At 61.7% G+C, this 10,759-nt stretch carries 7 protein-coding genes; 1 reads left to right on the top strand and 6 read right to left on the bottom strand.

Going from position 1 to position 10,759, the window contains the following annotated elements; genetic code table 11:
• The first annotated feature begins 638 nt into the window (after nucleotides 1–638).
• Complete coding sequence (locus CHEJ32_RS0123465) at nucleotides 639–2,576, top strand: M23 family metallopeptidase (protein WP_028035924.1); 1,938 nt, start codon at nucleotides 639–641, stop codon at nucleotides 2,574–2,576.
• 259 nt (nucleotides 2,577–2,835) lie between these two features.
• Here the strand turns inward: CHEJ32_RS0123465 and CHEJ32_RS0123460 are convergent, their stop codons facing one another.
• The 6 genes from CHEJ32_RS0123460 to prfA form a co-directional block, all read right to left on the bottom strand.
• A complete protein-coding gene (locus tag CHEJ32_RS0123460; protein ID WP_028035923.1) occupies nucleotides 2,836–4,308 on the bottom strand; it encodes a L,D-transpeptidase in 1,473 nt (490 codons plus the stop codon).
• 209 nt (nucleotides 4,309–4,517) lie between these two features.
• The gene (locus CHEJ32_RS0123455; protein ID WP_028035922.1) at nucleotides 4,518–4,877 is read right to left on the bottom strand and encodes an MmcQ/YjbR family DNA-binding protein; all 360 of its coding nucleotides are present in this window, start codon (nucleotides 4,875–4,877) and stop codon (nucleotides 4,518–4,520) included.
• A 46-nt stretch (nucleotides 4,878–4,923) separates the two neighbouring features.
• Nucleotides 4,924–7,530 carry an ATP-dependent chaperone ClpB gene (clpB, locus tag CHEJ32_RS0123450; RefSeq protein ID WP_028035921.1) on the bottom strand — a complete coding sequence of 869 codons (2,607 nt, stop codon included), beginning with the start codon at nucleotides 7,528–7,530 and terminating at the stop codon, nucleotides 4,924–4,926.
• Nucleotides 7,531–7,746: 216 nt separating this feature from the next.
• Nucleotides 7,747–8,487: a DUF4167 domain-containing protein gene (locus tag CHEJ32_RS26005; protein ID WP_084032934.1), complete on the bottom strand. Its 741-nt coding sequence runs from the start codon at nucleotides 8,485–8,487 to the stop codon at nucleotides 7,747–7,749.
• A gap of 304 nt (nucleotides 8,488–8,791) precedes the next feature.
• Nucleotides 8,792–9,664, bottom strand: a complete 873-nt coding sequence (gene prmC, locus CHEJ32_RS0123440) for a peptide chain release factor N(5)-glutamine methyltransferase (RefSeq protein ID WP_028035920.1) — start codon at nucleotides 9,662–9,664, stop codon at nucleotides 8,792–8,794.
• 1 nt (nucleotide 9,665) lies between these two features.
• Nucleotides 9,666–10,745 (bottom strand): peptide chain release factor 1, encoded by a 1,080-nt coding sequence (gene prfA, locus CHEJ32_RS0123435; RefSeq protein ID WP_028035919.1) that lies wholly within the window; start codon nucleotides 10,743–10,745, stop codon nucleotides 9,666–9,668.
• Nucleotides 10,746–10,759: the final 14 nt, after the last annotated feature.

Genomic DNA, 10,759 nt, shown 5'->3' with positions numbered 1-10,759 from the left:
CGACGAGAACATCACACCTAAGCATTCCAGTGCTAAGCACCAAAACGCAAAGCGTAACATTTCTCTCGAAACGTGTCCGCCAAAGTCTCGTATGGTCCCCTTCAGCCCCTAAGGGCATCCGAAAACCGCAAGCCTCTGCCGCCCACGCTTCTCTTTCTTCTTCTTCAATTGTCAAAGAACGGACAACGTCTGCTGTCCTCGGGCCAAAAAACTTTCCTCAGCCCTTTTCGAGGTCGCTTGCGCGGCTCTCTGATTGGATTAACAAGAGCGAGCGTTTCAGTCGCCAGCGGCGCCGCCGCCCTCGTTGTGAGGCGTATATAGTCGTGGCCTCAGTCAGGTGTCAACGGCCATTTTCGATTATTTTGAAATTTTTGCGACAAAGATCTCGGGACACCCTGGAGACCGGCCGCCGGCCACATTGGAGCCCGATTTCATTCTTACCGCATCCTTAATATAGGTGGGAAAGTTCACATATCCAGGTTCGCGTGCCGCGGTCGCGGGTTATTTCGCTATTCTTCCGCCCGGGCTTAGACGTGGGAACCCGTTCTCACGCATTGACTTGGCAGGGCGTGAAGGGCATCACTTCCCGTAAAGTGCTACCAGCGAAGCGGGACGGACTGAGAGGGAGCGGAAAGACGTTGGACGACAACGCTGGAGCAAAGCCTCCGCTTGGCGATGAGCCACCCCTGATCGCGGATGGCCGTAGCGGGCCGCCTGATCGACGAGAAATCTCCGGTCGCTGGCTCGCCGGAACAATCCTGACAGGGCTCACATCCACCGTGCTTATGGGCGTTGCACTTTCGGCGGCGCTCGATGGCCGCGAACAGCTCGCTACCCCGCCGGAGATCGCCCTCCTCCCCCAACCTCCCAGCGATGTGGAAGAGGCGGCAAAGACGTCCCGCCTCGTTCCGGCCAGGCTTCTGGCACGCCAGGACGACCGGCGCCGCATGGAGGTCTCCACAATCCTGAAGGAGGGGGACCGCGAGGTCGTTCGCACGCTTCCCTTCGTTCATGTGCGGATGAGCCTTGCAGCCGGCCATCGGACCCACAAGGATTATCCGCCTTTCGATCCGCTCGCCGTGTTCGCCGAAGACGGCGCGGCGGCGAGCGCCAGCATGGGCATCATCTATGGGGCCAAGGTGGAAAGCGAGGTCCGGCTGCGCACCCAGCCCTTCCCTCTCGAGGAGAGCGTGTTCGACGAGAACAGCGACCTTTCCGCGGAGGAAGTGGAACAGGTGGTGCGGAACACCGGTGCGATCCTCACGGATGGCGATGTCCAGGTGGCCGCGCTCCACTACGTCGATCCGCAGCGATTCGGCGATACGCTCGCAACGCAGGCGCTAGCCCAGTTCAGCGCCCGCATCGTGCAGGAAAATGTCTCCGTCGCTCCCCGCTCCGTGCCGGAAGGACCCTCCACCGGCTTTGCCGAGGACATCATCGTCTTTTCCCAGAACGAAGCCATTCTCAAGGCGTTCGAGGAAGCAGGATATGACGGATCCGACGCGCAGGGCATGGCGGCCGCAATCAGCAAGCTGCTCAACGCTCCTGCGCTGAAGTCCGGCACCATCCTGTGCGTGGGCATTGAAGCCGAGGGCGAGACGAGCCGGATCGTGCGCACCAGCATTTATGATGGCAAGCAGCATATCGCGACGATAGCGGTGGACGATCGAGGCCAGTATGTACCGGCCAACGAGCCGAAGCACGGCCCCGAGCTCCTTGCGGCACTCGATACCGAGCCGCAGCAGGCGCCGGTGCGGGCCGATCTGCCGCGCGTCTATGACGGCATCTACAATGCGGCCTATTCCTACGGCCTCACAGCGCCCATGACGCAGAAGCTCATCCGCCTGCTGGCGGCGGATGTGGATTTTCAGTCGCGCCTTTCGGCCTCCGACAAGATCGAGGTGTTCTTCTCGCAGCCGAATGAAGACGGCAGTGCCTCGGACAATTCCGAAATCCTCTATGTTTCGGCAAGTTTCGGCGACAGGCACCGCGCCTATTACCGTTTCGAGATGCCGGACGGCACCGTCGACTATTTCGACCGGGAAGGCCGCAGCGCGCGGCCGTTCCTTATCCGCGTGCCCGTGCCCAATGGCCGTTTCACCTCGGGCTTCGGGATGCGCCGCCATCCCATTCTGGGATATTCGCGGCTGCATACCGGCGTCGACTGGGCAGCACCGCGCGGCACGCCGATCATCGCCTCCGGCGACGGCGTCGTGGAGAAGGCGGGATGGTCATCCGGTTACGGCCGGCAAACCATCATCCGTCATGCGAACGGCTACGAGACGTCCTACAATCACCAAAGTGCCATCGCGAAAGGCATCGTTCCAGGCGCCAAGGTGCGCCAGGGGCAGGTGATCGGCTATGTAGGCGCAACTGGTCAGGCGACCGGCAACCACCTGCATTACGAACTGATGGTGAACGGGCGCAAGGTCGACCCGATGCGCGTGCGTCTGCCCGACAGCAAAGTGCTGGAGGGGGAAGCTTTGGAAGCTTTCATGCGTGAGCGCGATCGCGTCGAGGATCTGCTGCAGCAAAACCCCAACAATCCGATTCCGGTCGCCGGCATCTCCAACTGACCGAACCGTTGCGGCTTACCCTTCCCCATCGGGGCGAAGGGATGCGGCCCCCACGTCGGGAGGGTCGGACCCACGTAGCTGCAGCGTCCTTCTGGCCGCGGGCCTAGGCCCGACCTCCCGCAGAGACGGGAGCCTTGGCTCATGATCGATTTTCGGAAGGAACGGCGATGGCTGGATCAGCAGCTTACGGCTCCTTCGTAGTCCTGAAGGACCCACATTATTTTAAGGAGCCAACAAGACCGCTTCAGTCGGCTCCGGTTTATTCGCTGAATTCCACGACGACGCCTGGCTTGACGCGCTTGGCCAATTCTTCCGCATCCCAGTTGGTCAGGCGCACGCAGCCATGTGAATAGGTCTTGCCGATCTTGGAAGGATCCGGCGTCCCGTGGATCCCGTAAGTGGGTTTCGACAGCGCGATCCAGACCGAGCCCACCGGGCCGTTCGGCCCCGGCGGGATCGTCAGCACCTTGTCATTGTTACCCTGCTTGAAATTCTTCTTCGGATTGTAGGTGTAGTTCGGGTTCAAAGCCACGCGCTCGACCTGATGGGTGCCCGTCGGCGATGGTGTATCGGAGGAACCGATGGTCGCGGGATAGGCGCCGATGAGCCGGCCCCCCTCATCATAGAGGCGCACCTGCTTCAGGCTCTTGTCCGCGACGATGCGCGCAACGGGACTCGTGGCGGGCTTGCCGGGATTGGCGACCTTGATGATCGTGCCCGGCCTGTTGAAATTGGCGCCGGGGTTGAGATCGATGAGGAACTTCTCGTCCATATGGAAGCGCTCGGCGAGCATCTCGCTCACCCGCGTATAGCTCAGTCGCTCGAGCTGGGCCTTTTCGCTGTAGTCTTCAGGTACCGAAGCGATAAAAGGCCCGGCTGCATCTTCCGAAGTGATGGTATAATCGACGAAAGCGGGCCCTCCCGTCCGTTCCAACTCCGCTTCAATCCATTCTTTGTCATAGGTTTTGAGCCGCTGGCCCGTGACTTCGTAATAGGCCTCGATCGCCTTGTTCACATTGTCACCGATGTGACCGTCGATCACACCCGGTGACACGCCAGCGCGATCCAGCAGGATTTGATATGCCGCCACGTCTTGGCTAGCGCGGCGCGAACCGGGCACCTCGATGCTGGGCACCTCCGGCAGGGGGCTGCGCGGCGCAGTGCCGGGCATTCCGGGTACGGGCTCCATGCCCGACTGGGGCGTGGCCGCGTAATCGTCCCCTGGCGGGTCGAGGGGAGCGCGATCGATCCCGCTCTCCTGCGGCATGCCGAAGTCGGGGCGCCCCGGGTATTCCCGGTACCCATAGTCGCGTTCCTCATAGGGATATTCTTCCGCCGGCGGGTAGCCCGGATCGCGGTAATCGGGCTCATAAGGCTCGCGCCACCCGCGGGTTATCGCCGCCTCGCGGTCCCGGTGGAACCGCTCGACGTCTCGCGGATCGGTAAAATCGTAGTCGCGCCGGCCATATTGCTCTCCGCGATAGCTGGGTCTGCGTTCGACCGGTGCCGCGCCCATCGGAGGCCGGATCTCCACGACCTGCCCCGAACGCGGATCGACAATCACCTCGCGTCCATACTGGTCGATATAGACATCGAAGTCGTAGGCCTGCGCGATCTGGATGGCCGGCTCCTGCTGCCGAGGCGCAAATTCTTCGACATCGCCGGCAGGCACAGCCGCGAAAGCCGGCGCGGCAAGGAGACTGGAAAGAAAGGCCAACGGATATCTCTTCAAGCAGCGCTCCCCGACTCACCAATGCACAGCCACGGCGCGATTCGGCGCCGGCTCCTTAAACGTAGGACATAAAAGATGAACCCGGCATGAAAATGGCTAATAAAGGGATAACCATTGAATTGCCGCCGCCTCGAAGAAGCCGCAGGCGATGAATCCGCACACCGATTCTCCTGACGGGGCCGATACAGCTTCGGAGAACGGCGACTCGCTCATAACATGCCAAGTTCCTTCTTCAGTCGTTTCGGCAAGCCCGCCGAGACGATCCGGTGGCTCTCGGCAAGATACTCCTTAAGCCTCGTGTCATCCATCGACTGGTCGGTCTGCCGCTGGATCCACTTCATGCCGCGGGAGGCGAGATAAGGAGCAGGTCTCAATCCCTGCTGCTCCCTGAGAACCTCGTAAGCGATGTCGGAGCATTTGAAGCTTACGGCGACCGTTCCTCCTTCACGCGGCCCGCCAATGGCGAACACTTTTCCGCCCACCTTCCATACATGGGCGCCACCCCATTGAACGACATGGGTGGCATGTGGAAGGGAGGCGCAGAAGCAATTGTAATCTTCAAGCTGCATCCGCCCCCCATATTGCCCGGCGCTTAAAAGCGCCGGGCAGATCTTACTAAGCTGCTTCCGCCGCAGCCGCACTCTTCCGCGGCCGGAAGATCAACCGGTCCGAGCCGGCGGTGACCTTTACCGTCGAGCCATCGAAGATTTCGCCCATAAGGATTTTCTCCGCGAGCGGATCCTGCAGTTCCTTCTGCATGACGCGCTTTAGAGGCCGCGCACCATAGGCGGGATCATATCCCTTGTCCGCAAGCCACTCGATCGCCTCGTTGTCGAGATCGAGCTTGATCTTGCGGTCCTCGAGCAGGCGCTCGATCCGCTTGAGCTGGATGCGGACAATGTCGTCCATGTCGCGCCGGCGCAAGCGATGGAAGAGGATGATCTCGTCCACCCGGTTCAGGAACTCCGGCCGGAAGGAAGCCTGCACCACCGCCATCACCTCGTTGCGCACGCTATCCACGTCTTCCCCTTCGGGAAGATTGACCAGATATTCCGCTCCGAGGTTTGACGTCATGATGATGAGCGTGTTGCGGAAGTCCACCGTACGGCCCTGGCCGTCCGTCAACCTTCCGTCGTCCAGCACCTGAAGCAACACGTTGAAGACATCCGGGTGCGCCTTCTCGATCTCGTCGAAAAGGATCACCTGATAGGGCCTGCGGCGAACCGCTTCGGTCAGCACGCCCCCTTCCTCATAGCCTACATATCCGGGAGGCGCCCCGATGAGCCGGGCCACGGAGTGCTTCTCCATGAATTCCGACATGTCGATGCGCAGCAACGCATGCTCATCATCGAACAGGAAAGCGGCCAGCGCCTTGGAAAGCTCTGTCTTGCCCACGCCGGTGGGGCCGAGGAACATGAAGGAACCGATCGGCCGGTTGGGGTCCTGCAGGCCGGCGCGTGCGCGCCGCACCGCCTTCGAGACCGCCTGAACCGCCTCGCCCTGCCCGACCACGCGCTTGCCGAGTTCGTCTTCCATCCGCAGAAGCTTTTCGCGTTCGCCCTGCAACATCTTGTCGACCGGAATGCCCGTCCAGCGCGAGACGATGTGCGCCACATGGTCGGGCGTCACGGTCTCCTCGACCATGCTGCGTCCGCCTTCGGTGGTGGCTTCTGCCTCCTGCAGCTTCTTTTCCAGCTCGGGAATGCGGCCATAGGCAAGCTCGCCGGCACGCTGGAACTCGCCCTTGCGCTGCGCGATAGCAAGCTCGTTGCGCGCCTCGTCAAGCTGACGTTTCAAATCAGCCGCAAGACCGAGCTTGTCCTTCTCCGCTTTCCAAGCGCTGGTGATTCGCGCGGACTCTTCCTCAAGTCCGGCAAGCTCCTTCTCCAGCTTCTCCAGCCGATCCTTCGAAGCGTCGTCCTTCTCGGCGCGCAGAGCCTCTCGCTCGATCTTAAGCTGCATAATGCGCCGGTCGACCTCGTCCAGCTCTTCCGGCTTTGAATCCACCTGCATGCGAAGCCGCGAAGCCGCCTCGTCCACCAGGTCGATCGCTTTGTCGGGCAGGAAGCGGTCTGTGATGTAGCGGTTGGACAGATTGGCCGCCGCGACAAGAGCCGAGTCGGAGACGCGCACCTTGTGGTGCTGCTCGTATTTTTCCTTCAACCCACGCAGAACCGACACGGTATCCTCGACCGTGGGCTCATGCACATAGACTGGCTGGAAACGGCGGGCGAGCGCCGGGTCCTTCTCCACATATTTGCGGTACTCATCCAGCGTCGTGGCACCCACGCAATGAAGCTCGCCGCGCGCCAGCGCCGGCTTCAGCAGGTTGGACGCATCCATCGCGCCGTCCGCCTTTCCCGCGCCGACGAGCGTGTGCATCTCGTCGATGAAGAGGATGATGCCGCCCGCAGCGGCCTGGATCTCCGACAGAACCGCCTTCAGCCGCTCCTCGAACTCGCCGCGATATTTCGCGCCGGCGATCAGCGCACCCATGTCGAGCGCCATGAGTTGCTTGTCTTTGAGCGATTCGGGCACGTCGCCGCTCACGATGCGCTGTGCAAGCCCTTCCGCGATAGCGGTCTTGCCCACGCCCGGCTCGCCGATCAGCACCGGATTGTTCTTCGTGCGCCGGGAAAGGACCTGGATCGTGCGGCGGATCTCGTCGTCGCGGCCGATCACCGGATCAAGCTTGCCTGCGCGCGCCTCGGCGGTGAGATCCCGCGCATATTTCTTCAGCGCATCATAACCCTGCTCCGCGCTCGCCGAGTCGGCGGTGCGGCCCTTGCGGATTTCGTTGATGACCTGATTGAGCGCCGTCGGCGTCACGCCGCCCTTCGCAAGGATGTCCGCGCTCTTGGCGGACTTCTCCATGGCAAGCGCCGTCAGCAGTCGCTCGACCGTGACGAAACTGTCGCCCGCCTTCTTCGCGAGTTCTTCGGCAGTGGAGAAAACCTTTGCAAGCGGCTGCGCCATATAGAGCTGGCCATTGCCGCCTTCGACGCGTGGCAGAGCATCCAGCGCTGCATCAACGCCAAGCTTGACATCGCGTATATTGCCGCCGGCGCGCTCGATGAGATTGGCCGCAAGGCCTTCCTCGTCATCGACCAGCACCTTCAGGATATGCTCCGGCGTGAACTGCTGATTGTCTCTTGATAGGGCGAGTGATTGGGCGGCTTGGATAAAACCGCGCACCCGCTCGGAATATTTCTCTACATTCATTCGCGTCTCCATCTCCGTGCCGACCCGCTTAGCGGCGTTGAGCAGGCTAATGTGACGGACCCCCATGAACACTGATCGATTTCAGCGCCTAGCGGCAGGTCCAACTCACGGAAATATGGGAATAATTCTGCAGGGTCTCAAGATCACCCACAAAACACAAAACGGCGAGCAAACGCCCGCCGTTTCAATCGCGTCCTGAACTTCTTTGACGAAGGCTCAGCCTTGCGCGGCAGCCTCTTCCGACGGCGCAGCCTCGGCGGCCTCATCGGTCTTCTTGGCGCGCGGGCGACGGGTGCGCTTGGGCTTGGCTGCCGGAGTTTCCTCTGCCGCGGCTTCCGTAGCTGCAGGAGCTGCTTCCGCGACTGGAACTTCCACAACCGCCGGCGCTTCGACGGCCGAAACCGCCTCTGCCTTTTCTGACTGCTCGCCCGCGGTCTGCTCCTTGGCAACCCGGTGGGCGCCATTTCCGCCCGGGCCGCGTCCGTTTGGCCGGCCGCGTCCGCTTGCACCGTTCATCTCACGATTGAGGGCGACCTCGGCAGGAACGCCTTCGATCACCGGCTGCGGCCCCGATCCGTCATTCACCGCCGAACCGGCAGCAGCCCGGCCATTGCCATTCGGCACGCCCTGGCTTTCCTGCTCCTCGCGCTCGTCGATATCTTCCAGCTCGTCGTCGCGCATATCGCGCATGGTCTGCTGGGGCTGTATCTGCGCCATCGCCGCGGCGATGAGCCGATTGTAGTGCTCGGCATGCTGCAGGTAATTCTCCGCCATCACCCGATCCCCCGAGCTTTGGGCGTCCCTGGCGAGGGTGGCGTATTTCTCGGCGATCTGCTGCGCCGTACCGCGGATTTTCACATCCGGGCCGTTGCTTTCATAGCTGCGGGTGAGCGGATTGGGCCCCTTCCGGTTGTTCCCGCGTCCGCGCATGCGCCTGTTCTGCTGTTGTGGCCTCATTCCATTCTCTTTTTTGAGACAACCATTCGATTATTCGAGTGTTGATCGGCGGAGGAAATTGCGCAGAGGCCTTTTTCCTCAAATCACCCCCTGGCGGTCTGCCGCATCCAAGGCGGCCGCAAGCCATTATCCGCTTCTTCGTTCCACTTGCTCGATGATCCCCGCACGAAGCATATGCGTTGAAAACGCGCTAAAGCAGTCAATCCGCGGGAACCGAATCGAAAACGGCGCTGCCTGCTTCGTCTCATCGGCAGGCGCGAACCTAGCGGCATTCCGCAATTTTGCCAAGCGTTTTTTCCGCATCTCAGCTTTCGGGCCGGAAGGCAAAAAGCATCGCCCGGTCACGGCCACCCAGATCGCGCGCGGCCTTCAAAGCCGCATAACCTTCGTCGGCAAAGATGGCAGCCACGGCAGCCTTCTGGTCGTAACCCGTTTCCACGGCGATGAGGCCCTCCCTCGTCAATCGTTCCTGCGCTTGTGCGGCGATCAGCCTGTAGGGCGCAACCCCATCCGGCCCGCCATCGAGCGCGACCCTTGGGTCATGCTCACGCACCTCGCGCGGCAAGGTCTCCAGTTCAGCCGTGGGAATGTAAGGCGGGTTGGAGACGATCACGTCGAACTGGCCGTCAACATTCTGGAACCAGTTCGATTTCAGGGCGGTGAACCGCTCCGATACGAAGTTTATGTCGGCATTGCGGCGCGCCGTTTCAAGGGCATCGTCGGAAATATCCGTGCCGACCGCTTCCGCCTGGGGCACGACGCTCAGGAGTGCCAGCGCGATGGCCCCCGTCCCAGTGCCGAGATCAAGGATGCGGCAATGTCCGTTCGCACCCGCAATCCGCTGCACCTCGGGAAGCACCAGATCTACCAAGGTTTCCGTGTCGGGCCGCGGCTCGAGCGTTTCGGGAGAAAGCGTGAGCTTCAATCCGTAGAATTCGCGATAACCCAAAATGCGGTAGAGCGGTTCGCCGGCAAACCTTCGCTCGATGGCTTCTGCCACTTGCTTTGTGACCTGAGCCTCTACCTGGCAATCCGGATGCGTGATCGCCTTTGTCTGCGTCGTGTCCGAAAAATGCTCGACGATCAGCCGCGCTTCGAAACCCGGATCGTCGACTCCTGCCTTGGCGAGCCGCTGCCGACTATCCCGCAACAAGGCAGCGAGCGTAACCGGAGGCATATCAGCCCTCCGCGCTTTCCGCGGCAAGCAGCTTCGACTGATGGTCGGCGATGAGCGCGTCGATGATGTCGTCCAGCTCACCCTCCATGACGCGATCGAGCTTGTAGAGCGTCAGGTTGATCCTGTGGTCCGTGACGCGCCCTTGAGGAAAGTTGTAGGTGCGGATGCGCTCCGATCGGTCGCCTGTACCGACCTGCAGCCGACGTGTTTCCGAGCGCTCGTTCGCTGCCCTTGTCCGCTCGGCGTCGAACAACCGCGCCCGCAGGATCTGCATCGCGCGTGCCCGGTTCTGGTGTTGCGACTTCTCCGCCTGAACCACGACGATCCCTGTCGGGATATGCGTGATGCGCACCGCCGAATCGGTCGTGTTGACGTGCTGCCCGCCCGCGCCCGAGGCGCGCATCGTATCGATGCGGATGTCTTCCGGCTTGATATCGATGTCGATCTCTTCTGCCTCCGGCAACACGGCGACGGTTGCAGCCGAGGTGTGGATACGGCCTTGCGCCTCGGTTGCCGGCACGCGTTGCACGCGGTGCACGCCGGATTCGAACTTCAGCCGGGAAAACACCCCGCGTCCCGATACGGTGGCGATGATTTCCTTGTAGCCGCCCGCCTCGCCTTCGCTTGCGGAAACCACTTCGACGCGCCAGCCATGTTCGCCGGCATAACGCTCATACATGCGAAAGAGATCGCCGGCGAAGAGGGCTGCTTCATCACCCCCCGTTCCGGCACGGATTTCGAGGATGGCGTTCTTCTCGTCGGCTTCGTCCTTAGGAAGCAGGAGGACCTGAAGTTTCTGCTTCAGGTCTTCGACGCGGTCTTCCACCTCTTCCCGATCGGCCTCGGCAAGCTCGCGCATCTCGCGATCGATGCCCTTGTCGGCCAGCATAGCAACGAGATCTTCCAATTCGGCCTCGGCCTTCCGCAGAGCCCGGACGCTGGCGGCCACTTCCTGCAGTTCCGCGTATTCGGAAGCAAGTTTCACATAGGCCTCAGGCGAGGGACCAGCCGCCATCTGTGTTTCGATCAGCTCGAAACGCTTTAAAACCTGGTCCATCCGTTCGCGCGGCAGCTCTGCCATCGATCGCCTTGGTT

It is taken from the genome of Chelativorans sp. J32 (genome assembly GCF_000518985.1).
In the GTDB taxonomy this organism is placed as follows: Bacteria; Pseudomonadota; Alphaproteobacteria; order Rhizobiales; family Rhizobiaceae; genus Chelativorans.
Note: the sequence above shows the minus strand (reverse complement) of the source record. Positions and strands in the feature narration are given on the sequence as shown.

Excerpts from the sequence above, each read along its gene's own strand:
- CHEJ32_RS0123455 (WP_028035922.1), bottom strand. The coding sequence starts at position 4,877 with ATGCAGCTTGAAGATTACAATTGCTTCTGCGCCTCCCTTCCACATGCC.
- clpB (WP_028035921.1), bottom strand. The coding sequence starts at position 7,530 with ATGAATGTAGAGAAATATTCCGAGCGGGTGCGCGGTTTTATCCAAGCC.
- CHEJ32_RS26005 (WP_084032934.1), bottom strand. The coding sequence starts at position 8,487 with ATGAGGCCACAACAGCAGAACAGGCGCATGCGCGGACGCGGGAACAAC.
- prmC (WP_028035920.1), bottom strand. The coding sequence starts at position 9,664 with ATGCCTCCGGTTACGCTCGCTGCCTTGTTGCGGGATAGTCGGCAGCGG.
- prfA (WP_028035919.1), bottom strand. The coding sequence starts at position 10,745 with ATGGCAGAGCTGCCGCGCGAACGGATGGACCAGGTTTTAAAGCGTTTC.